Here is a 21595-nt window from a genome sequence, read left to right as displayed (position 1 = left end):
AGGAGCGAAATGGGAGGAGGCCCGCCACGCCTGGAGCGGCGTGACGGGCCTCGGTGGTGTGCGACCCCACCCTCATAGGGCGCGCACCGGGGAGGTGTTACGGCATGGAGTGGACGAACGGGCCCACGGTGTTGGAGAAGGCGTTGCCGTTGTTGGCGTCCCAGTTGGTCGACCAGGTCATCGCGCCGCGGATGGTCGGCCACTTGGCCGGCGGGACGAAGGAGCCGCAGTTGGTGCCGGTGGCCAGGCAGCTGAGCGCGTTGTTGACCACGCTCGGGGCCACGTAGCCGCCGCCGGCCGCCTTGGCCGAGGCCGGGACGCCGATGCCGACCTGGTCGGGCCGCAGGCCGCCCTGGATCTGGGTGCAGACCTGGGAAGTGATGAAGTCGATGGTGCCCTGGTTGTAGACCTTGCCGTCGCAGCCGTTCATGCCACCGGAGTTGTAGAACTGGGTGTTCATCACGGTGAGGATGGACTTGGTCTTGAGCGCCAGCTTGAAGTACGCGCCCTCGGTGGAGTAGACGCCGATGGTCTCCGGCGCCATGGTGAGGACGAACTTGGAGCCGACCTTCGCCTGCAGGTTGAGCAGGGCGTTGCCCAGCTGCTCCGGGTTGACCCCGTTCTCCAGGTCCACGTCGATGCCGTCGAAGCCGTAGTCCTTCAGCACCGAGTAGGCGCTGTCGGTGAACGCGGCGGCGGCGGTCGCGTCGTTGACCGTGATGGCGCCGTTCTGGCCGCCGATGGAGAGGACGACCTTCTTGCCGGCCGCCTGCTTGGCCTTCACGTCGGCGCGGAACTGCGCGTCGGTGTAGCCGCCGAGCTTGCTGGACAGGCCCGGGTCGAGCTGGAAGGTGATCGCCCCGGTCCTCGTCGGGACGGAGTCCGCGAACGACACCTCGATGATGTCGTAGGCGCTCTGCACCTCGCTCAGCTTCTGGACGGTCGCGCCGTTGTCGAAGTTGTGCCAGTAGCCGGTGAGCACGTGCTTCGGCAGGTCGGTGACCGGGCCGGTCGGGGTCGCCGTGGGGGTCGGGGTCGGAGTCGGAGTGGGCGTCGGCGTCGGGGTCGGGGTCGGGGTCGGCGTGGCCGTGGGGGTGACCGTCGGCGTGGGGGTCGGGGTCGGGGTGGGCGTCACGGTCGACGTCGGCGAGGCGGTGCCGCCCGGGCCGGTCAGGGTGAGGTCGTCCGCCTGGTAGGCGGCCTGGCCGTACCAGCCGTGCACGTACAGCGTGACGCTGTTGACGCCCGCGCCGGTGGTGAAGTTGGTGGAGAGCTGGTTCCAGCTGGACTGGCTGGACCAGACCGACGGGTCGGTGCCGCCGGTGCCGCGGACCCCGAGGTAGGTGTACGGGCCCTGCACCCAACCGGCCAGCGCGTAGCTGGTGTTGGGCAGCACGCTGACGGTCTGCTGGCACTCGGCGGTGTCCGAGCTGCTCGGCGCCGCGTTCAGCGCGTACGAGCCGGAGTGCGCCGGGGAGGCGACGGCCGAGGCGGTGCCGGTGCAGGTCCAGCCGGAGAGGTTTCCGGCCTCGAAGCCGCCGTTGGCCACCAGGTTGCCGACGGCGGCGTTGGCGCCCCCGGCGAACAGGGCCAGGCCGGTGGCGGCCAGCGCGAGCGCGGTGCCGCCGGCCGCGAGGACGGGGACGGGGCTGCGACGGCGCCGGTGGGACGGCTGCGTCAGCGTACGAGCCATGGAGACGCTCCTGTGGGGAGGAGGGAGGAGCCGCCGCGGTGGGGGGCGCGGCGGCTCCGTGTGGGGGAGGGGAGGTCCGCTGTGGTTCCGGTGAGTGCGGCGGCCGGTGGGGCGTCCGCTGCTCTCGGTCAAAAGCTGGACTAGACCAATGGCAAGCGTCAAGGAGTCGGCGGTCGGCTTACGCCATATTTAAGGAACAGGAGACCGTTCCGTGTCCGTGGTCACGGCGGCGGCGTCAGGTCGTGACACGGTCGGTACCTGCGGCTTTACCGTGCGGACCGGTGCCGGAGTAGGCTGCGCAGGGTATTTTTCGGTACCCGTCCCGGGGGCCGAGCACGGAGGGACCGAACTACATTGGGTCTGCGCGACGTCGTCGAGCGCACGCCGGGTCTCCGCACCCTGCTGGACAACGCCTACCGGCTGTACGGCCGCCGGGTCGAGGTCTACCTGGAGAACACCCCGCACCACATCGGCGTGATCCTGGACGGCAACCGCCGCTGGGCCAAGGCGACCGGTGGCACCACCGTGGACGGCCACCAGCGCGGAGCCGACAAGATCAGCGAGTTCCTGGGCTGGTGCGAGGAGACGCACGTCCAGGTGGTCACCCTCTGGATGCTCTCCACCGACAACCTCTCCCGCCCGCCGGCCGAACTGCTGCCGCTGCTCGGCATCATCGAGGACACCGTCCGCCGGCTCGCCGCCGACGGCCGCTGGAAGGTCCACCCGGTGGGCGCGCTCGACCTGCTCCCCGAGCGCACCTCCTCCACCCTCAAGGAGGCCGCCGAGGCCACCGCCCACGTCAACGGGATCACCGTCAACGTCGCGGTCGGGTACGGCGGCCGGCACGAGATCACCGACGCGGTCCGCTCGCTGCTCCAGGAGCACGCCGAGCGCGGCACCTCCATCGAGGAGCTCGCCGAACACCTCGATGTCGAGCACATCGCCGAACACCTCTACACCAAGGGCCAGCCCGACCCGGACCTGGTCATCCGCACCTCCGGCGAGCAGCGCCTGTCGGGCTTCCTGCTCTGGCAGAGCGCCCACTCGGAGTTCTACTTCTGCGAGGCGTACTGGCCGGCCTTCCGGAAGGTGGACTTCCTGCGGGCGCTGCGGGACTTCCAGTTGAGGAACCGTCGGCTGGGGCTGTAGCCCCTGGGTGTCCCGGGCGGCCAGGACCGGTGGCCCACGGACGGTCTGACGCACCGAAAGTTAACCAAGAGGATGATCTCCAGGTGGGTTCGTCAGGTCTCGGGTGAGGGAATAGACCCACCATGACCGGTACCCGGCCGCCCGGGTCGGGGGACCGGCTCTGGAGGCCTAGTGGTCAGTACCAAGAGCCGCCGGACACCAGACCGGCGCACGTACGTTCTCGACACCAGCGTGCTCCTGGCGGACCCACTCGCCATGACCCGTTTCGAGGAGCACGAGGTCGTCCTCCCCGTGGTCGTGGTCACCGAGTTGGAGGCCAAGCGGCACCACCCGGAGCTCGGCTACTTCGCCCGTCAGGCGCTGCGCCTGCTGGACGACTACCGGGTCCGCTTCGGCCGGCTCGACGAGCCGATCCCGGTGGGGGAGGTGGGCGGCTCCATCAGGGTGGAGCTCAACCACTCCGACACCTCGGTGCTCCCGGCCGGCTACCGCATCGGCGGTGGTGAGGCCGACACCCGGATCCTCGCGGTCGCGCGCAACCTCCAGGCCGAGGGGTACGACGTCACCGTCGTCTCCAAGGACCTGCCGATGCGGATCAAGGCCAGTGCGGTCGGTCTGCTCGCGGAGGAGTACCGCGCGGAGCTGGCGATCACCTCGGGCTACACCGGGATGTCCGAACTCCACGTCGCCGGCGACCAGGTGGACGCGCTGTTCGGCGCCGGCCACGACGCCGCGGTGGACGTGGAGGGCGCGGAGGAGCTCCCGGTGCACACCGGGCTGGTGCTCACCTCCGAGCGCGGCCGGGCCCTGGGCCGGGTCACCGCGGACGGCCGGGTGCGGCTGGTCCGGGGGGACCGGGAGGCCTTCGGGCTCCGCGGCCGCAGCGCCGAACAGCGGGTCGCCCTCGACCTGTTGCTCGACCAGGAGGTCGGCATCATCTCGATGGGCGGCCGGGCCGGCACCGGAAAGTCCGCGTTGGCGCTCTGCGCCGGCCTGGAGGCGGTGCTGGAGCGGAGGCAGCACCGCAAGGTGATGGTCTTCCGTCCCCTCTACGCGGTCGGCGGCCAGGAGTTGGGCTACCTGCCGGGCAGCGAGGCGGAGAAGATGGGCCCGTGGGCCCAGGCGGTCTTCGACACGCTGTCGGCGGTGACCACCCCTGACGTGATCGAGGAAGTCATCTCCCGGGGGATGCTGGAGGTGCTCCCGCTCACCCACATCCGGGGCCGTTCGCTGCACGACGCCTTCGTGATCGTGGACGAGGCCCAGTCGTTGGAGCGGAACGTCCTGCTCACCGTGCTGTCCCGGATCGGCCAGGGCTCGCGGGTGGTCCTCACCCACGACGTGGCCCAGCGGGACAACCTGCGGGTGGGCCGGTACGACGGCGTGGTCGCGGTGGTGGAGAAGCTGAAGGGCCATCCGCTGTTCGCCCACATCACGCTGACCCGCTCGGAGCGTTCGCCGATCGCGGCACTGGTGACCGAGATGCTGGAGGACGTCGGCCCGTAGCGGGTGCTCGGCGCCCGGGCATACCGGGGCACAACGGGGCAACGGGACCTGGTACGAAGTATCAGGTCCCGTTGCTGTCAGCTGATCTGACTGTCGGTCGGGCGGTGTTCAGCCAAACTCCCTGGTGGTGGAGGTTGTGACATCTGCCACGCGAAGGGGAATTGCGTTGACCCGTCCCCGTGCGGCATGGTGAGGGTTCTGTCAGGCCCCGCGTACGGCACATATCACCCGACAACTCCGGTCGCCGGGTGGACAACTGAACAACCATGAGCCGTACGCCGCCCGAACGAACCGCCGATCCGGCCTGCCGGAGAGGTGCCGGGCCCGAGTCTCCCGTGACCAGAGCACCACCATGGAGGCCAGCGACCAGGGGCATGGTGCACCCGGACGGTCACGGCTGTGGGTGCTGCTGGAAGGAAACCATGTGACTCGGATCTCGGTCCGGGGAGTTGCCGTGGCCTCCGCCACCGCCGTCACCGCTGTCGGTGCGGTCGTGGGTGTGGCCTCGGGCAGCGAGGGCAAGCCGACTCAGACGGTCGACGTCGCCGGAGCCACCCTGCTCCAGGACGTCCCGGTGGGCGCCCACGCCCAGACGGTCAGCGACCACATCGCCGCCCAGGCGACCGCTCAGCAGGCTTCGGCCGACGCCGCCGCCAAGAAGGCCGCCGAGGAGGCGGCCCGTCAGAAGGCGGCCGCCGACGCGCAGGCCAAGGCTGACGCGGAGAAGGCGGCCCAGGCCGCCGCGAAGGCCGCGGAGACCAAGCGCAAGGCCGACGAGGAGGCCGCGAACCGCGCCAAGGCGCGTTCCGTGATGGCCACCGTCAGCCCCGGCTCGGTCCAGGAGATGGCCCTCCAGATCGTCGGCAACGACTCCCAGTTCCAGTGCTTCAGCCAGATCGTGAAGCGCGAGAGCGGCTGGGACTACACCGCCAGCAACCCGAGCTCCGGCGCCTACGGCCTGGTCCAGGCGCTGCCCGGCTCCAAGATGGCCTCGGCCGGCGCGGACTGGCGGACCAACCCCGCGACCCAGATCAAGTGGGGCCTCAACTACATGAACAACCGCTACGGCTCGCCCTGCGGCGCCTGGTCGTTCTGGCAGTCCCACCACTGGTACTAGACACCACGTCAGACCACGCGCACGGCCCCGACCTGTGATCAGGCCGGGGCCGTCGTCGTTCCGGGCCGTCGGTCCGGGGCCGGCAGCGGTGGGCCGCGCCGCCCGGATGCGCTGACCGTGCGCGCGGGCGGTGCGGCCGGGTGCGGACGCGGCGGCCGGAGGGGGTCCTGGTGCCTCCGGGCCGGTCCGCGGACAGTTGGTCCGTGTACCTTCGCCCCTCCCCGCGATCGTGCCGTCCGAAACCTCCCGTTTCCGGACGGTCTGTCAGGAGCGGTCCGGGATACCCGTGGATGCCACCCGTCCCGGCCCGGTAGCGTCGTCCCCGGACGGACGGCCGGGGCGGGACCCACGGCACGAGCGGGGAGCGGTGGTCGAGGTGTCACAGGGCCTCTGGATGTCCCGGGCAGCGGCCCGGTTGAGCACGGCGCTGCGGCGGCGGGCGGAGCGGGCCGCTGCGGCCGCGCGGTCGGCGGGACCGGGGGCCACCGGCCTGCCGGCGCCGCGGGAGCCGCAGGCCGTGCCGCAGGTGCGGGTCTTCGTCGAGGCCCCGGCACCGGTGGAGCCGCTCCGGGCGGAGCCGGTCCGCGAGCCGTACCCGGCCCGCCCGGCCACCCCGGCCGAGGCGGTGCCGTGGGGGCTGCGGGTGGCGGCCGAGTCGACCTGGCGGCTGCTGCTGCTGGCCGGGGCGCTCTACCTGGTCTTCCGGGTGGTGGACATGCTCCGGCTGGTGGCCTTCGCGGTGCTGGCGGCGCTGCTGGTCTCGGCCCTGCTGGAGCCGGTGGTCTCCTGGCAGAAGCGGCACGGCGTCCCGCGTTCGCTCGCGGCGGCCAGCAGCTTCCTGGCCGGCATAGGCGGGATCGCCCTGGTCGGCTGGTTCGTGGTCTGGCAGGTGAGCACCAACCTGCACGACGTCACCGACCAGGTGCAGGCCGGGGTCGAGCGGCTCCGGGGCTGGCTGGTCACCGGGCCGCTGCACCTGACGGAGCAGCAGATCACCGACTTCGCCAAGCAGATCTCCACCGCCATCGGCACCAACTCGGAGCAGATCACCTCGGCCGGCTTCACCGGCGTGACGGTGGCGGTCGAGGTGCTGACGGGTGTGGTGCTGGCCTTCTTCACCACCTTCTTCCTGCTCTACGACGGGGCCAGGATCTGGAGCTGGCTGCTCGGCGTGCTGCCCCGGCAGTCCCGCTACGCGATGGCCGGGGCCGGCCCGAAGGCCTGGAGCACCCTGACCGCGTACGTGCGCGGCACCGTCTGCGTGGCCTTCATCGACGCGCTCTGCATCGGGATCGGCATCCAGCTGCTGGGGGTTCCGCTGGCGATGCCGCTGGCGGTGATCGTCTTCCTGGGCGCCTTCGTGCCGCTGGTCGGCGCGCTGGTGACGGGCGCCATCGCGGTGCTGATCGCGCTGGTGACGGTGGGTCCGTTCACCGCGCTGATGGTGCTGGTGGTGCTGGTCGCGGTGCAGCAGGTGGAGGGCCACCTGCTCCAGCCGCTGATCCTCGGCCGGGCGGTGCGGGTCCACCCGCTCGCGGTGGTGCTCGGGGTCGCGGCCGGCACCATCGTCGGCGGGATCGGCGGGGCGGTGGTGGCGGTGCCGCTGATCGCGGTGACCAACACGGTGGTCTCCCACCTGCGCCGACGGGCGGCGGCCGGGCAGCAGGTCTTCGAGGCGCTGGAGGCGGCCCAGGCCGCGCAGGCGGCCGAGCGGGCCTGAGCTCCGCAACGCGACGAGGGCCCCTTCCGAATCACTCGGGAGGGGCCCTCGGAGGTTGACGGACCGTCAGACCAGCGCGTCGGTGGCCAGGGCGGCCTCGGCGTCCAGCACCGAGGCGACCGCCTGCACCACGGCGGCGATCTTGATGGAGGCCTGGATGGTCTCCTGGTCGACGCCCGCCTTGCGCAGCACGCCCTCGTGCGAGTCGAGGCACTGGCCGCAGCCGTTGATCGCGGAGACCGCGAAGCACCACAGCTCGAAGTCGGCCTTCTCGACGCCCGGGGTGCCGATGATGTTCATCCGCAGACCGGCCCGCATGCCCGCGTAGTCCTTGTCGGACAGCAGGTGGGTGGTCCGGTAGTAGACGTTGTTCATGCCCATGATCGCGGCCGCGCCCTTGGCGGCGTTGTACGCCGCCGGGCTCAGCTCGGCCTTGGCCACCGGCTCCAGCTCACGCAGTACGGAGGCCGAGCGGGTCGCCATGGCGCAGGAGAGCACGGTGCCCCAGAGCTGCTGGGAGGGCAGCTCGGAGTTGCCTATCACGGCGCTCAGGTTGAGCTTCAGGTCCTTCGCGTACTCGGGAAGGGCCGCCTTCAGTTCGTCGAGCGCCACGGGTCAGCCCGCCAGCAGGGACTGGGCGTCGAGGGTGTCCTCGCCCTTGGTCCAGTTGCACGGGCACAGCTCGTCGGTCTGCAGGGCGTCCAGCACCCGCAGGACCTCCTTGGGGTTACGGCCGACGGAGCCGGCGGTCACCATGACGAACTGGATCTCGTTGTTCGGGTCCACGATGAAGACCGCGCGCTGGGCGGTGCCGTCCGCACCCTCGACGCCGCAGGCCCGCATCAGGTCGTGCTTGACGTCGGCCAGCATCGGGAAGGGCAGGTCGCGCAGGTCCTTGTGGTCCTTGCGCCAGGCGTGGTGCACGAACTCGGAGTCGCCGGAGACGCCGAGGATCTGGGCGTCGCGGTCCGCGAACTCCTCGTTCAGCTTGCCGAACGCGGCGATCTCGGTCGGGCAGACGAAGGTGAAGTCCATCGGCCAGAAGAAGACGATCTTCCACTTGCCCTCGTAGGACTTGTGGTTGATCTCGGCGAAGGCGTTCGCGGCGTCGAGGTCGACACAGGCGTTGAGTTCGAACTCCGGGAACTTGTCACCGATCGTAAGCACGTTCGCTTCTCCAGGCTTGGAAACTGAGGGATTTGTCCGGTATCCGGACAACATCCACAGTCGCACACCGGGACTGATAGGGGAAATCGTTAGACTCGATCCATCTGATCGGAGAGAGCTATCAGTTCCATGAGCACCAGGCCCCGCACCTCCCGCACGCCCACCGTCGCCCAGCTGAAGGCCTTCCTGGCCGTCGCCGAACACCGCCACTTCCGCGAGGCGGCCGCCGCCACCGGCACCAGCCAGCCCGCCCTCTCCGGGGCGGTCGCCGCCCTGGAGGAGACCCTCGGCGCGCAGCTGGTCGAGCGGACCACCCGGAAGGTCATCATCACCCCGCTGGGGGAGCGGGTCGCCGCTCACGCGCGCCGGGTGCTCGCCTCCCTGCACGCCCTCACCGAGGAGGTCGAGGCGGCCCGCCGGCCCTTCACCGGACCGCTGCACCTCGGGGTGATCCCGACCGTGGCACCGTACCTGCTGCCCGACGTGCTCCGGCTGGTCCGGGACTCCTTCCCCGACCTCGAGCTGCACGTCCACGAGGAGCGCACCCCCTCGCTGCTCGACGGGCTGGCCCTCGGGCGGCTCGACCTGCTGCTGCTCGCCCTCCCGGCGGGTGGCTCCGCGCCGACCAGGGACATCCCGCTCTTCGACGAGGACTTCGTGCTCGTGGTGCCGCCCGAGCACGAGCTCGCCGGGCGGACCGACGTGCCGCGGGACGTCCTGCTCGACCTGGACGTGCTGCTCCTGGAGGAGGGGCACTGCCTGCGGGACCAGGCGCTCGACCTCTGCCGCGAGGTGGGCGCCGACGCCGGCGGCTCCACCCGGGCGGCCGGCCTCTCCACCCTGGTCCAACTCGTCGCCGGCGGTCTCGGGGTGACCCTCCTCCCGGCCACCGCCCTCGACGTCGAGACCGGCCGCACCGACCGCCTCTCCGCCGTCCACTTCGCCGACCCCGCCCCCGGCCGCCGCATCGGCCTCGCCACCCGCCCCGGCTCCGCCCGAGCCCCGGAATACGAACGCTTCGCGGTCGCGCTGCGTGAGGTTCTGGCCGAACTCCCGGTCCACCTGGTCGCCTGAAGCCCGGCAGGGCACGTGCTCAGGGCGCGAGGACTGCGCGAATCGGAAGGCGGACCAGATTGAGATCGGGGCAAGCGAGTCAGCTGCACGTGGTGCCGTTCCCCAAGGTTCTCGTGGAGTTGCCGGTCCGGATCATGTCCTGACGGGTACTCAACTCCTAGGCTGATCGCACTGGACATGGGGGTGGGCGGATGTACGTCGCCAGGGTCGAGGTGGAGAACCTGCGCGGTTTCCGGGGCGCGAGGACGGTCGATCTCGACCTGACCAGGCCGGACGGGTCGCACGCCGGGTGGACAGTGCTGGCCGGCCCCAACGGGGCGGGGAAGACGACCCTGCTGGCCGCCGTCGCGGCGGCGCTCGGCGAGCCCACCGACCCGCTGGGCTGGCTGCCGGAGGGGGTGGAGGAGGGCGGCGTCCGGCTGGACGGCGCGCACTGGCGGGTGACCAGGGGTGAGACCGGCGGGCTGCTCTGCCGCCGCAACGGCCCGGTCGGATTCCTGGCGCACTACCCGGCCCGCCGCCACCTCACCGAGGGCGTCGCCTGGCTGACGGGCCAGCAGCTGCTGGCCCTGGAGCGCCAGCCCGGCTCCGTCGAACTGGTCGGCGGGGTGCGGGCGCTGCTCGACGACGGTCTGCTCCCCGAGGGCAGCGGCCTCGGCCGGATCGACTGCGAAGGCGTCCGGATCGTCGAGGCCGGGCGGGAGACCCCGCTCGGTGACGGCGGCACCGGCGAGCTGGTCGGGCTGGTCCTGGACCTGCTGGCCAAGGTCCACCGGGCCCACCCCGACGAGGAGTTGGTGGTGGCCGGCACCCCGCCGACGGTGCCGGTCACCGGGGTGGTGCTGATCGACGAGGCGGAGGCCCACCTCCACCCGGAGGGCCAGCAGCGCCTCGGCGAGTGGCTGGTCACGCACTTCCCGGGCCTGCAGTTCATCGTCTCCACCCACAGCCCGTACGTCTGCCAGGCCGCCGACCCGGGCGGGCTGGTGCGGGTGCCGGGCCCGGCCGAGGGCCGCGGTCCGTACGTGCTGGACGAGGACCTGCACCAGCGGGTGGTCTACGGGAGCGGCGACGACACCGCGCTGACCGAGCTGTTCGCGATGCCGAGCGTGTACTCGCCGCAGGCGGAGGCGGAGCGGCGGCTGCTGATCGGGCTGGAGCAGAAGCTGTACGCCGGGCGGGCCTCGGCCGCCGAGCTGGCCGAGTACCGGGAGCTGGGCGCCAAGTTGAACGCCTCGCTGGCGGCCCGGGTGGACGAGGCGCGGGACAGACTGGGCGGTGGGCGGTGATCCCGCTGCAGCGGCCGCCGCTGAACGACCGGCTGGCGGCCGAGCTGACGCAGCGGACGGAGGCGATCCGGCGGGCCGGGGTGACCACCGCCAGCGGGCGGGCGGCCTGGCGGACCGCCCGGCTGCCGAAGGCCCGGCTGCGCGCGCTGCTGCACGAGATGTCCCCGGGGCTGCTGCGCTGCATGTACTGCGGGGACAACCTGGGCACCGACATCGACCACTTCGAGCCGATAGCCCGGGCCCCGCTGCGCACCTTCGACTGGCACAACCACCTGCTGGCCTGTGCCTACTGCAACTCCAACCAGAAGCGCGACCGCTTCCCCTGCGACCCGGCCGGCGACCCGCTGCTGATCGACCCGGCCACCGAGGATCCGGCCGACCACCTGCTGCTCTACCTGGAGTCCGGTGCCTACCGGGGTCTGACCGCCAAGGGCGAGGCCACCATCGAGGTGTTCGCGCTCAACTCCCGCGCCGAGCTGGTCCGGGGGCGGCGGCTGGCCTTCGCGGTGGTCAAGGCGCTGCTGCGGGACTGGCTGACCCGCACCGAGGCCGGGGACCACGCCACCGCCGCCGAGGTGGCCGACGCCCTGGACCAGCTCTGGCAGGCCGACGTGGTCCGCGCCGTGCACCGGCTCGCCGCCGCCCCGCCGCTGGCCGAGGCCGTCCTCGGCCCGGAGGCGGCCGGGGCCCTGTTCAGCCTGAGCACCCGCCCGTACCGGGGCTGATGGTCCTACCCGAGCCGGCGGCCCTGCCCGAGCCGGCGGCCCTGCCCGAGCCGGCGGCCCTGCCCGAGCCGGCGGCCCTGCCCGAGCCGGCGGTCCTACCCGAGCCGGCGGCCCTGCCGGAGCTGACGGCTGCTCAGGCCACCGGCCGGGCCGCCGGGAGGCGCTGCTCGAACCAGACCACCTTGCCCGCGCCGAGCCGGGTGGCGCCCCAGCGCTCCGCGCAGCGCGCGACTATCTGCAGCCCCCGGCCGCGCTCGTCCTCGGGCCCGGCCCGGCGGGCCCGGGGGAGCAGGGCGCTGTCGTCGCCGACCTCGCAGCGCAGCACGGAGGTGCGCACCAGACGGAGGGTGACCGGCCGGGTGGCGTGCTGGATCGCGTTGGTGACCAGCTCACTGACCATCAGTTCGGTGTTGTCCACCAGGGACTCCAGGCCCCAGCGGCGCAGCGCGTGCCCGGCCAAGCGGCGGGCCCGGCCGGGGGTCTCGTGCCGGGGCTGGAGGTACCAGTAGGCGACGTCCTCGGCCGGGATGCCGTCGAAGGTGGCGGCCAGCAGGGCGATGTCGTCGGCCCGGTCGCCCGGCGGAAGGATCCGCAGCGCCTCCTGGCAGAGCTGGTCGGGGGTGCGCGGCTCGGCGTGGCCGAGCCGGCTGCGGAGCAGCTCCAGGCCGGTGGCCAGCGGACGGCGGCGGGTCTCCACCAGGCCGTCGGTGAAGAGCAGCAGCGCCGAGCCGGGCGGCGCGGGCAGCTCGACCGAGGTGAAGTCCACCCCGCCGACGCCGATCGGTGCCCCGGCCGGGAGCTCCAACAGCTCGGCGGTGCCGTCGGGTTGGACCAGCACCGGCGGCACGTGGCCGGCGTTGGCCAGCACCACCCGGTTGGCGATCGGGTCGTAGACCGCGTACACGCAGGTGGCCAGGTGCTGCTCCCGGCCGAGCCGCTGGGCCTGCTCGTCCAGGTGGTAGAGCACCTCGTGCGGCGGCAGGTCGAGGGCGGCCAGGGTCTGGGCGCTGGTGCGGAGCTGGCCCATGATGGCGGCCGAGGTGAGCGAGTGGCCCATCACGTCGCCGACGATCAGGGCGACCCGGTTCCCCGGCAGCGGGACGGAGTCGTACCAGTCCCCGCCGACCTGGGCGCCGCGCTCGCAGGGCAGGTAGCGGTGGGCCAGCCGGACGCCGTGCCGCTGCGGCAGGTGGGTGGGCAGCATGGAGCGCTGGAGCTCGTCGGCGATCTCCCACTCGCGGGAGTAGCGCAGCGCGGTGTCCACCGCCAGGCCGGCCTGGGTGGCCAGGTGGGCGGCGGTCGCGGTGTCGGTGGCGTCGAAGGCCAGTGCGGCGTCGTAGGCGGCGGTCAGCGCGAAGGCGTCCGGGGCGCCCGGGCCGCTGAACTGCCGCTCCGGCTGCGGTAGTTCACCGGCCGGGGCGGCGGTCTTGCCGGGCCGCCGGATCAGCAGGAGCAGGCCCAGCACGGTCTTCCGCCCGCGCAGCGGCAGCGCCAGCAGTGACGTCCCGGTGGCCAGCCGCCCGAGCGTGCGGGCCCCGTACAGCTCCTCCAGCATCGGCCGCAGCCGGGCCGCCGAGGGGGTGCCCAGCACCACCGGGCCGGTCGGGAACTGCTGGTTCAGCGCCCGAGCCACCGCCCCGCCCGGCACCAGCCGCCTGGTCCTGGAGCGGCGGCCGAGCCGGGTGCCGTGCAGGTGGTGGATGGTCAGCGCGGCCGGGCTGCCGGAGAAGCGCTCCATGTCGGGCAGCGGGTCCCGCAGGTGCACCACGGCCGCGTCGGCCAGCGCCGGGACCAGCACCTTGCCGAGGTTGCGCAGGGTGGCGGCGAGGTCGAGCGAACTGTTGATCCGCCGGGTGGCGTTGTCGAGGTACGCCAGGCGCTCGGCGGTGCGGGCCCGGCCGCCGGGCAGCAGCGGAGGACGCCGCTGCGGCGGCACGACGGGTGACTGCCCCGTCCGGGGCTCGGGAAGGTCGCGCACAGGCTGCCGTTCTGCGAGGGTTGGCGTCGCTGGGGGGCTGGCGGGTGGTCGGTCTCGGTCTCGGTGCGGTCCGGCGGGCGTGCGGGTACGGGTGCGGGTGGTGCCGGCCGCCGGCGGTGACGGGGTGTCAGCCCGTCCGGCGACAGCGGAGGAAGAGCTGCTCCTCCGGCGGCAGCGTGGTGCAGGCTGGGGCGTACGGGTGGCCGTCGTGGGACTCCACGGTGAAGCCGGCCCGGTGCAGGGTCTGCTCCAGCTCCTCCCGCAGGTACCCGCTGATCCTTATCTCGTGGCCGAGGAAGGGCAGCGGGGCGTGGTCCAGGTCGGCCTCGACCATGCCGAGCGCCAGCAGGCCACCGGGCCTGAGCAGCGTACGGATCCGGCCGAGCACCTCGGGGATCTCCGCCTGCGGCAGCAGGATGAGGGAGAAGAAGGCGGTCGCGGCGGCGTACCGCCCGGCCGCCTCCGGGCCCAGCTCCGGCGTGGCCCAGGCCCGGACCGCCCTCGGCGTGGCCAGGTCGTACATGTCGATCCGGTGGTACTCGGCCGCCGGTACCGCGCGGCGGGCCAGCCGGAGCATGCCGTCCGCGAGGTCCACGGCCGTCACCCGCAGGCCGCCCTCGGTGAGCTGACGGACCGTCGGATCGCCCGTGCCGCAGCCCACGTCCAGCACCCGGGCACCCGGCTCCAGCTCGTCCAGCACCCAGCGGCCCGCGTCCAGCTGGCCGGCCTTGGCCGGGAAGGCCTCCATGTACCGGGCGCCGATCGCGTCGAAGGCCACCGCCTGGAGCGCCCGCTCGGCGCGGCGGCGGCACTGGTGGTGCGGGCCGTACGGGCCGGCCAGGTCGGTCGGTGCGGGCGTGGTGGCCGGGGCGGTCGATCCCGCCGGAGCGTCGTCGGGCCCCTGGGCGCCGTGGCCGGGCTGCTGCCGGGAGGGTTGCGAAGGCTGGGAGCCGTGACCCTGGGCGGGATCGGATATCTGTCCGGTCGTCACGATTGAGAGGCACCTTTCACCCTGGCCGCCGGCCGGCGGTGCCCGGAGGTCTCCATCGCCCCCGCCCACCACTCGTGACGGTCCGTCACGCTCCCGCGTCACACCCTGCTCCGCGCCGCCGTCCTGCCGCTCCCTCTGCTTCTGTCGGCTCGCCGTCAATACGTCGCTGGCCTCCGAGAATAGGCGCGATCAACCGACCGTAGGGTCCATTTCAGGCCAACTCGTGCCGGTCGGGACGAATTTGGCCGGGATGACGGGAGCACTCAGGGGTAGGACGGGGTGGTGCGGGAGCCACCTGCGCGCCGCGTGGCGCGACCGGGTGGCGCAGCGGGGTGGCACCACCGGCCGCCCGGCCCAGGAGGTGCGGTCGGGGTCCGCGCCCGGACCTGACGGAGCCCGGCGGGCGACGTTTATTGGTTGTCAATCGGGGCCTGCCAGAGTGGTCTCAGCGCCGGGGAAGCGTCGAGGCGCTCCCGCAGCCGGGGGGCTGCGGGAGCGCTGACGCACGACGGGGGACCTGCTGGGGGGCAGGCGTCACGGCGCGGGGGGTGCGGTTGGCTCGGTGTGCTGTTGCTGCCGGATGAGGTCCTGCACGGGGAGGACCTCGGGCACACCGAGCCGCGTGAACACCACGAGCGCCTCCTGGAGACAGGCCAGGCCACGAGCCGGCTGACCGAGCTTCAGCAGGGCCTCGCCGAGCGCCGCGTTGGCCAGGCCCTGGCAGTAGGCGGCGTCCAGTTCCTTGGCGATGACGAGGGACTCGTCCGCCGCCTCGACGGCTTCGGAGTGCTGGCCGTCGGCGAGCAGGCAGGCGGCGAGCCGCGCCAACGAGTAGCCCTCCCAGATCCGGCGCTGCTCCGACTGGTACAGCTTGTGCGCCTCACGAAGGTGGGGCGCGGCCTCCCCGGGGGCGCCGGCGGAGTGCAGAACCACGCCCAGCTGGTACACGGTGTCGGCCAGGCAGGGAACGTTGCTGGAGGCACGAGCTGCGGCCACGGCGGCCTGGGCGGACCGGACGGCGTCCTCGGGCTGGCCGATGCCCAGGTAGGCGCGGGCCATGTTGCCCAGCAGCCGGGCCTCGCTGATGGTGGCGCCGAGACTGCTGCTGATCGCGCTGGCCTGTTCGAAGAACGGCAGCGCCTCGGCCGGGCGGTCCGCCATGGTGAGCACCACCGCGAGCGTGTTGGCCGCGTTCGCCCGCAGGTGCGTGCAGTCGTCGGGACCTTGGAGCGCGAGACTCTGCCGGAGCGAGGACTCGGCCTCGTGGATGTCCCCCGCCACATGCTGGAGGTAGCCCAGACCCAGGCGGACCCGGGCCAGGGTGGCCGCGTCAGCGTTGGGGTGTGCCGCGGCGTGCAGGGCCACCCGGATGCGCTGAGCGTGCGTCGGGTCCTCGACCAGGCTGTTCAACACCATCAACAGGTCGACGGTCGGACGCAGCAGGGTCAGCGGTTCCTGGATGGCGGCCTCGATGGTGCTGAGCAGCAGGGCGAGTTCGGATCGGAGCCAGTCGTGCGCAGCCGTGCTGTCCCGGAGCTGCCGTCCGAGCGAGACCGGCTGGTGCAGGGTTTCGGGCAGGATGTCGTCCGGCTCCAGCGCGTGGGCGGCGTTGCGCATGGTGGCCAGCAACTGGTCCAGCAACCGCAGCACGGCGGCCTGTTGCTCGTCGGTGTCCTTGAGCTTCTCGTTCTGCCGCTGCGCGAACAGCCTCAGCAGGTCGTGGTACCGATAGCGCCCCGGGGTGAAGCACTCCAGCATGTTGGCCTCGACCAGTGACTCGGCCAACGCCTCGGCGTCGTCCTCGTCGGTGCCGAGCAGCGCGGCGACCGCCTCCAACGGCAGGTCGGGCGAGTCGATCAGGGAGAGCAGGCGGAAGGCACGGGCCTCCTCCGGCTGGAGCTGCCCGTAGCCGAGTCCGATGGTGGTCTCCACGGCCAGGTTGCCGAGCTGGAGCTCGTGCAGCCTGCGCCGCTGGTCCGCTAACCGCCTCGCGAGGTCCGAGACGCTCCAGCGCGGACGGCTGGCCAGCCGGGCGGCCGCGATCCGGACTGCCAGCGGCAGGAACCCACAGGCCGTCACCACCGCGAGCGCGGCCTCCGGTTCGGCGGCCACCCGCTGTTCGCCGACGATCGCCGAGAACAGAGCCAGCGCCTCCTCGGGGGTCAGCTCCTCGACGTCCACCAGGTGCGCGCCGGGCAGCTCGGCCAGTCGCGAGCGGCTGGTGACCAGCACCGCGCTGCCCGAGACGCCGGGGATCAGCGGCAGCAACTGCCGGGCGTCCTTGGCGTTGTCGAGCAGGATCAGCATCCGCCGGTCGGCCAGCAGGGAGCGGTAGAGCGCGGCGCGTTGCTCCAGGGTGTCCGGGGTCTCGGGCGCGCCGAGCGCGTAGAGGAAGTCGCCGAGCACCACGGCCGGGTCGGCGGGGGAGGCGCTGGGACCCCGCAGGTCCACGTACAGCTGGCCGTCCGGGAACTCCGACCGGATGCTGTGTGCCAGGTGGACGGCCAGCGTGGTCTTGCCGACGCCGCCGATGCCCGCCAGCGAGGTGACCACCACGGCCTGCCCTGAGCCGCTGCGCAGGACGTCGCGCAGCTCCGTGACCAGCTCCGAGCGGCCACTGAAGTCGGAGACGTCAGCAGGGAGTTGGGCCGGCGGGACGAAGGCCGGAGCGTCCTCCTGCGGGTCCGGTCGGCCGACCGTACCGGGGGAGGGCATCAGGGTCGGGTCACCGGCCAGGATGCGCGCGTGCATCGAGGCCAGCCCGGCGCCCGGCTCGACGCCGAGCTCCTCGATCAGCAGCTTGCGGGTGTCGGTGTAGACGCCGAGCGCCTCGGCCTGCCGACCGCAGCGGTAGAGCGCCAGCATCAGCAGTTCGCGCAGGCGCTCCCGGAGCGGGTGCTCGGCCGAGAGCGAGCTCAGCTCGGAGACCGTCTCGGCGTGCAGCCCGATCTCCAGCGCGACCGAGCAGCGCTCCTCCCAGGCGGCGACCTGACGCTCCGACAGTCGGTGCCGGTGTGCCTCGGCGTGCGGGCCGGGGATGCCGGCCAGCGGGCGGCCGCTCCACAGCTCCAGCGCGGAGGCGAGCAGCCGGTGCGCCTCGCGGTAGTCGCCGCCGGCCTTGGCCATCGCGGCGTGGGTGAACTCGCGTTCGAAGACCGAGAGGTCGAGCGCCCCGGCCGGGATGCGGAGCGCGTACCCGTCGCTGACCGAAATCAGTAGCTCGGCAGGGGCTCGTACCTCGCGGTTGGGCTCGATCAGCGAGCGCAGCCGGGAGACGTACGTGCGCAGCGCCGCGACCGCCTGTGGCGGCGGCCGGTCTCCCCAGAGCCCGTCGACCAGGTCCTGGGTGGTGACCGGGCGGCCCTGGTTGAGCAGCAGTGCGACCAGTACGGCCTGCTGTTGAGGTGAGCCGAGAGGCAGGGGTTGTTCCCCGCGCCAGGCTTGGACGGGGCCGAGCACTTGGAAGCGCAGCGTGGATGGCTGCTGCTCAAGCTCCATGGAATTCCCCCGATGATGGCCAAGGTGAGGCGCCAGCTTATGAGCAAGCGGGCAAACGTTGGAGAAGCGGACGGGCCTCGGGATGTTTATAAGACATTTAGCGGGCCCTACGATACTGGGCACCTGCCCTGGCCCGTCCGTCCGGGCTGACTGATCTGATTACCTGAAAGGCGGCGTCATGGCCGAGACCGAGACCACCACCGCGACCCCGAACGAGGCCCAGCCGGTGGCCGAGGCCGCACCCGTCGAGCAGAACCCCAGCGCCGTCGAGCAGAACCTCGGCGCCGTCGAGCCCGAGCGCCAGCTCCTGGAGGTCATGGAGATACTGGCCGACCCGGAGGCCGAGACGAAGCTCAAGGAGAAGCTCAAGGGGGCCGAGGCCCCGAAGCAGGACGGTCCCTTCGAGCCGCTCGGAAACATCATCAACCTCCCGTAAGAGGTGTATTCGCGTCAAATGCCCCGCCCCACCTCGCAGGTGGGGCGGGGCACTCGCCGTTATTCCGCCGAACGCACCCGCAGGTTCGTGATCAACGGACCGTCGGTGACCTCGGCGAAGAAGTCGTTGCCCTTGTCGTCGACCACGATGAAGGCCGGGAAGTCCTCGACCTCGATCCGCCAGACCGCCTCCATGCCGAGCTCGGGGTACTCCAGGACCTCGACCTTCTTGATGCAGTCCAGCGCCAGCCGCGCCGCCGGCCCGCCGATCGAGCCCAGGTAGAAGCCGCCGTGCTCGCCGCAGGCCTTGGTGACCTGCTTGGAGCGGTTGCCCTTGGCCAGCATCACCATCGAACCGCCCGCCGCCTGGAACTGGTCGACGTAACTGTCCATCCGCCCGGCGGTGGTGGGGCCGAAGGAACCCGAGGCGTAGCCCTCCGGGGTCTTGGCCGGGCCGGCGTAGTAGACCGGGTGGTCCTTCATGTACTGCGGCATGCCCTCGCCCGCGTCCAGCCGCTCCTTGATCTTGGCGTGCGCGATGTCGCGGGCCACCACCAGGGTGCCGGTGAGCGAGAGCCGGGTCTTGACCGGGTACTTGGAGAGCTCCGAACGGACCTCGGACATCGGGCGGTTGAGGTCGATCCGGACCACCTCGTCGTCCAGGTGCTCGTCCGTGGTGTCCGGCAGGTACTTGGCCGGGTCGGTCTCCAGCTGCTCCAGGAAGACGCCCTCGGCGGTGATCTTGCCCAGCGCCTGGCGGTCGGCCGAGCAGGAGACGGCCATCGCGACCGGCAGCGAGGCGCCGTGCCGCGGCAGGCGGATCACCCGGACGTCGTGGCAGAAGTACTTGCCGCCGAACTGCGCGCCGATGCCGATCTTCTGGGTCAGCTCGGTGACCTTGGCCTCCAGCTCCAGGTCCCGGAAGCCGTGGCCGGTGGCCGCGTCACCGCTGGTGGGCAGGGAGTCCAGGTAGTGCGCGGAGGCGTACTTGGCGGTCTTCAGCGCGAACTCGGCGCTGGTGCCGCCGACCACGATCGCCAGGTGGTACGGCGGGCAGGCCGCCGTGCCGAGCGAGCGGATCTTCTGCTCCAGGAAGGCGAGCATCGAGGCCTCGTTGAGGATGGCCTTGGTCTCCTGGTACAGGTACGACTTGTTGGCGCTGCCGCCGCCCTTGGCCATGAAGAGGAACTTGTACGCGTCCCCGTCGGTGGCGTACAGCTCGATCTGGGCCGGCAGGTTGTTGCCGGTGTTCTTCTCGTCCCACATCGTCACCGGGGCCATCTGCGAGTAGCGCAGGTTCAGCTTGGTGTACGCGTCGAACACGCCCTGGGCGATGGCGGACTCGTCGCCGCCGGAGGTCAGCACGTTCTGGCCGCGCTTGCCCATCACGATCGCGGTGCCGGTGTCCTGGCACATCGGCAGGATGCCGCCGGCCGAGATGTTGACGTTCTTGAGCAGGTCCAGCGCCACGAAGCGGTCGTTCGGGCTGGCCTCCGGGTCGTCCAGGATGCGGCGCAGCTGGGCCAGGTGGTCCGGGCGCAGGTAGTGCGAGATGTCGTGCATCGCCTCGGCGGTGAGCAGGCGCAGGGCCTCGGGCTCTACCTGGAGGAAGCGGCGCCCGGCGGCCTCGACGACGCTGACGCCCTCGGAGGTGAGCTTGCGGTACGGGGTCGGGTCCGCACCGAGGGGGAGGAGGTCGGAGTAGGCGAACTCTGGCGTGGGAGCCATGCGTGGAGGTCCTTAACTGATCCGGCTGCGTCGACGAAGCACCCTCAAGGTTAGGTGCCGCCGCGGGGGAGGGTGCGCGCAGGTGAGCCTGCGTGACGGGAGTCACTACGACTTGGTCATAACCGCGGTTCGAACAGACCTCCGGTGACTAGGCTTGGAGGGTGGAGAACTCCGAGCCGTCGAAGGCCGATCTGACCAAGCGTCCGCAGGACGCCGCCCCCGTGGCAGCCCCCGTGGCCGTCCCCTCGGCCGCGCCCGTCCCGGAGGCCGAGCTGCGCGCCTCCGACGCCGACCGCGAGCGGGTCGCCGAACTGCTGCGGGACGCCTACGCGGAGGGCCGGCTGACCGTCGAGGAGCACTCCGAGCGGATCGAACTCGCCTACGGGGCCAAGACCTTGGGCGAACTGGCGCCGCTCACCCGGGACTTGCCGGCGGCCGGCACGCCGGTCTCCACGGTCAAGTCGCAGCCCGCCGCCGAGCGCCCGCCGGTGCTCCCGGCCCGGGCCGAGGCGCCGACCGTGGTGGCGGTCTTCGGCGGCGCGGCCCGGAAGGGCCGCTGGCGGGTCGGCTCGCACATCCGCGCGGTCGCGCTGTTCGGCGGGGTGGAGATCGACCTCACCGACGCGGTCTTCGAGTCCCCCGAGGTGGAGATCGAGGTCTTCGCGATGTTCGGCGGGGTGGACGTGAAGGTCCCGGAGAACGTCTCGCTGCACGGCAGCGGGCTCGGTCTGTTCGGCGGCTTCGACGTCAAGGAGCAGACCGTGGCCGACCCGTACGCCCCGGTGGTCCGGGTCAAGGGGGCGGCGATCTTCGGCGGGTGCAGCGCCAAGCCGCGCCGGGGCAAGAAGCTCAAGGAGTGGGTGCGCAAGCAACTCGAGGGCTGAGCACGGCAGTTGGCCGGTGCCGGCCCGACGGGGCGTCACCCGTGGGGTCGGCACCCGGGGGCGGGGCGAGTGCAGTCCGTAGTCATGCGCATGCGGTGTGCATGAACCGGGTTACGGCGGGGTAGTTCCAGACGCACATCGTTTCTTGTACGGCTGTGACCCCGGGGGCGGCTGAGGTTCGACCCGACGCGTGCGCGGGGTCGCTACGGGGCAGCCGGGCAGGGAGCCCTATTACCCCGAGTCTTGAGCCTCGTCAGGAGTAAGCCGTGCTGCATCCGATCGAGTCCAGCCCCCGAGCCGTCTCCGTGGCGGCCCACGCCGCCTCCTCCCCCGTGGTGGTGGTGCAGCGGCTCGACTCCCAGGACGACAACCCCTGGCACACCGGCGCGGCCTGCCGCCGGGACGAGGCGGTGCTGTTCTTCGCCCCGTCCAAGGAGCCCACGGCGGCCCGGCTCGCCCGGGAGGAGGAGGCCAAGCAGGTCTGCGCCCGCTGCCCGGTGCTGCTGGAGTGCCGCGAGCACGCCCTCAACCAGCCGGAGCCGTACGGGGTCTGGGGCGGCCTGACCGCCGCCGAGCGCCGGGTGGTGCTGGCCCGGCGCCGCCGCCGGGACACCGAGCGCCGGATCCCGGCCGCCCGCCGG

Annotated in this window: 17 protein-coding genes; 10 read left to right on the top strand and 7 right to left on the bottom strand. The window is 72.2% G+C overall.

Going from position 1 to position 21595, the window contains the following annotated elements; translation table 11 throughout:
* Window positions 1-97: 97 nt before the first annotated feature.
* Window positions 98-1693 carry a chitinase gene (locus ACZ6ZR_RS29605; protein WP_465647479.1) on the bottom strand — a complete coding sequence of 532 codons (1596 nt, stop codon included), beginning with the start codon at window positions 1691-1693 and terminating at the stop codon, window positions 98-100.
* Window positions 1694-2047: 354 nt separating this feature from the next.
* Here ACZ6ZR_RS29605 and ACZ6ZR_RS29600 point away from each other — a divergent pair, with 354 nt between their 5' ends.
* The 4 genes from ACZ6ZR_RS29600 to ACZ6ZR_RS29585 all read left to right on the top strand — a co-directional run bounded on the left by ACZ6ZR_RS29600 (window position 2048) and on the right by ACZ6ZR_RS29585 (window position 7185).
* Window positions 2048-2842 (top strand): isoprenyl transferase, encoded by a 795-nt coding sequence (locus tag ACZ6ZR_RS29600; RefSeq protein ID WP_465647477.1) that lies wholly within the window; start codon window positions 2048-2050, stop codon window positions 2840-2842.
* Between the two features lie 171 nt (window positions 2843-3013).
* The gene (locus ACZ6ZR_RS29595) at window positions 3014-4348 is read left to right on the top strand and encodes a PhoH family protein (protein ID WP_465647475.1); all 1335 of its coding nucleotides are present in this window, start codon (window positions 3014-3016) and stop codon (window positions 4346-4348) included.
* A gap of 424 nt (window positions 4349-4772) precedes the next feature.
* Window positions 4773-5465, top strand: coding sequence for an aggregation-promoting factor C-terminal-like domain-containing protein (locus ACZ6ZR_RS29590; protein ID WP_465647473.1), 693 nt, complete (start codon window positions 4773-4775; stop codon window positions 5463-5465).
* A 394-nt stretch (window positions 5466-5859) separates the two neighbouring features.
* Entirely contained in the window at window positions 5860-7185 is a 1326-nt protein-coding gene (locus ACZ6ZR_RS29585; RefSeq protein ID WP_465647471.1) for an AI-2E family transporter, read from the top strand.
* A 66-nt stretch (window positions 7186-7251) separates the two neighbouring features.
* Here ACZ6ZR_RS29585 and ahpD read toward each other — a convergent pair whose 3' ends face one another.
* Complete coding sequence (gene ahpD / locus ACZ6ZR_RS29580; protein WP_465647469.1) at window positions 7252-7797, bottom strand: alkylhydroperoxidase, AhpD family; 546 nt, start codon at window positions 7795-7797, stop codon at window positions 7252-7254.
* 3 nt (window positions 7798-7800) lie between these two features.
* On the bottom strand, window positions 7801-8352 hold the full coding sequence (locus ACZ6ZR_RS29575; RefSeq protein ID WP_465647467.1) for a peroxiredoxin: 552 nt from the start codon (window positions 8350-8352) through the stop codon (window positions 7801-7803).
* Between the two features lie 129 nt (window positions 8353-8481).
* On the opposite strand from ACZ6ZR_RS29575, the gene ACZ6ZR_RS29570 reads away from it, so the two are divergent.
* The 3 genes from ACZ6ZR_RS29570 to ACZ6ZR_RS29560 all read left to right on the top strand — a co-directional run bounded on the left by ACZ6ZR_RS29570 (window position 8482) and on the right by ACZ6ZR_RS29560 (window position 11440).
* Window positions 8482-9426: a LysR substrate-binding domain-containing protein gene (locus ACZ6ZR_RS29570; RefSeq protein WP_465647466.1), complete on the top strand. Its 945-nt coding sequence runs from the start codon at window positions 8482-8484 to the stop codon at window positions 9424-9426.
* Window positions 9427-9617: 191 nt separating this feature from the next.
* A complete protein-coding gene (locus ACZ6ZR_RS29565) occupies window positions 9618-10715 on the top strand; it encodes an AAA family ATPase (protein ID WP_465647464.1) in 1098 nt (365 codons plus the stop codon).
* Complete coding sequence (locus ACZ6ZR_RS29560; protein WP_465647462.1) at window positions 10712-11440, top strand: HNH endonuclease; 729 nt, start codon at window positions 10712-10714, stop codon at window positions 11438-11440. Before ACZ6ZR_RS29565 ends, ACZ6ZR_RS29560 begins: the two co-directional genes overlap by 4 nt.
* Before the next feature lie 133 nt (window positions 11441-11573).
* Here the strand turns inward: ACZ6ZR_RS29560 and ACZ6ZR_RS29555 are convergent, their stop codons facing one another.
* The 3 genes from ACZ6ZR_RS29555 to ACZ6ZR_RS29545 form a co-directional block, all read right to left on the bottom strand.
* Window positions 11574-13376, bottom strand: a complete 1803-nt coding sequence (locus ACZ6ZR_RS29555; RefSeq protein ID WP_465647460.1) for a SpoIIE family protein phosphatase — start codon at window positions 13374-13376, stop codon at window positions 11574-11576.
* 169 nt (window positions 13377-13545) lie between these two features.
* Window positions 13546-14259 (bottom strand): class I SAM-dependent methyltransferase, encoded by a 714-nt coding sequence (locus ACZ6ZR_RS29550; protein ID WP_465647550.1) that lies wholly within the window; start codon window positions 14257-14259, stop codon window positions 13546-13548.
* Window positions 14260-14943: 684 nt separating this feature from the next.
* On the bottom strand, window positions 14944-17907 hold the full coding sequence (locus ACZ6ZR_RS29545; RefSeq protein WP_465647458.1) for an AfsR/SARP family transcriptional regulator: 2964 nt from the start codon (window positions 17905-17907) through the stop codon (window positions 14944-14946).
* Between the two features lie 178 nt (window positions 17908-18085).
* Between ACZ6ZR_RS29545 and ACZ6ZR_RS29540 the strand changes: the two genes are divergently transcribed.
* Window positions 18086-18343, top strand: coding sequence for a hypothetical protein (locus tag ACZ6ZR_RS29540; RefSeq protein ID WP_465647456.1), 258 nt, complete (start codon window positions 18086-18088; stop codon window positions 18341-18343).
* Window positions 18344-18402: 59 nt separating this feature from the next.
* Here the strand turns inward: ACZ6ZR_RS29540 and ACZ6ZR_RS29535 are convergent, their stop codons facing one another.
* Entirely contained in the window at window positions 18403-20070 is a 1668-nt protein-coding gene (locus ACZ6ZR_RS29535) for a fumarate hydratase (RefSeq protein ID WP_465647454.1), read from the bottom strand.
* A gap of 161 nt (window positions 20071-20231) precedes the next feature.
* Here ACZ6ZR_RS29535 and ACZ6ZR_RS29530 point away from each other — a divergent pair, with 161 nt between their 5' ends.
* Together ACZ6ZR_RS29530 and ACZ6ZR_RS29525 are read left to right on the top strand one after the other, a co-directional pair.
* Window positions 20232-20954 carry a DUF1707 SHOCT-like domain-containing protein gene (locus ACZ6ZR_RS29530; protein ID WP_465647452.1) on the top strand — a complete coding sequence of 241 codons (723 nt, stop codon included), beginning with the start codon at window positions 20232-20234 and terminating at the stop codon, window positions 20952-20954.
* A gap of 305 nt (window positions 20955-21259) precedes the next feature.
* Window positions 21260-21595: WhiB family transcriptional regulator (locus ACZ6ZR_RS29525; protein ID WP_465647548.1), on the top strand; the 336-nt coding region annotated here is incomplete at its 3' end.

The sequence above is a fragment of the Kitasatospora sp. NPDC088742 genome (assembly GCF_055584905.1).
The sequence above is the reverse complement of the archived record's forward strand: the minus strand, read 5'-3'. Positions and strand labels throughout refer to the sequence as shown.